General features: G+C 38.4%; 2 protein-coding genes and 1 pseudogene. All 3 read left to right on the top strand.

Features of this window, described 5'->3' with window-relative positions:
• Positions 1–190 precede the first annotated feature (190 nt).
• Positions 191–352 carry a hypothetical protein gene (locus I3254_RS01780; protein WP_156916082.1) on the top strand — a complete coding sequence of 54 codons (162 nt, stop codon included), beginning with the start codon at positions 191–193 and terminating at the stop codon, positions 350–352.
• Between the two features lie 93 nt (positions 353–445).
• Entirely contained in the window at positions 446–580 is a 135-nt protein-coding gene (locus I3254_RS14270) for a hypothetical protein (RefSeq protein WP_264298306.1), read from the top strand.
• A 15-nt stretch (positions 581–595) separates the two neighbouring features.
• Positions 596–1024 (top strand): annotated as a pseudogene (locus tag I3254_RS01775) (hypothetical protein); the annotation flags it as partial.

Genomic DNA, 1024 nt, shown 5'->3' with positions numbered 1-1024 from the left:
CATAACTTGTATTTCTCGCATCGACTCAATAGATGCGGTATTGTAACTATTATTTAGGGCTTATCCAATTGAAGACATGCCCTAATAGACTACTTTCAATACTAAAGACCAGCAAAAAAACGATCAACTGTTATCAGTTGCTCATTTATCTGAAAGAGATAGGCCATTAGAAAATGAAAACCATATTAGTATGCCTGATAAGCATGCTTTTGCAGCGGCCCTTGAATTGAATGGTATTAGAACAAAACAAAATAACGAGAGCCGGACCAACCTTAAAGAGAATAAAGATGAGCATCAAGAAGGTAGCTCTCAGGTAAGTCTTCACTCTGAAAATAATAATGGAGGGTTGTAGACTTGTGGCACAACTCTTTGTGTATGACGAACTGATGGTCAATCCATCTGATCTCTACTATCAAATCCGTAGTAACAAACTTCGCGGATTTTAGTGACGCAGCCTGACAGTAAAAATCAAACTACACCTATCTTGGCGATACACTATCTCATTTTTCAAACCCACGAAGGCGATGTGATTTTGGTTGAGCAGTTTGACCGCTTAGCACGTTTGAAACAAGCTGATTAGGTTACTCTCAAAAGAATGCTATCAGAGAAAAAGTTGGCAGTCGTATCAAAAGAGCTGCCGACCTCACATATGGCGCTTCAATCTGAGAATAGCACTGAATTTATGAGTAGCGTGTTGCAAGCCATCAATTCAATGTTACTTGATATGCTCGCTGCTATTAGAAAGGACTATGAAGATCGGCGTAACCGTCAGATGCAAGGTATTGCTCGTGCTAATACAGAAGATAAGTATTCAGGACGTATGAAAGATTCCGAGAAACGTAAGATTATCGCTAACCTCCTAAAATCTGGACATAGCTATACTGAAATGCAAGCTACGGCTAAGTGTTTTCGTCAACTGATAGCTGTTGTAGCTATAAAAATGGGTCGATACTCAAATACTCAAATACTCAAATACTCAAATACTCAAATACTCAAATACTCAAATACTCAAATACTCAAATAC

This window comes from Psychrobacter sp. Ps2 (assembly GCF_022129405.1).
Classification (GTDB): Bacteria; Pseudomonadota; Gammaproteobacteria; order Pseudomonadales; family Moraxellaceae; genus Psychrobacter.
The sequence above is the reverse complement of the archived record's forward strand: the minus strand, read 5'-3'. Positions and strand labels throughout refer to the sequence as shown.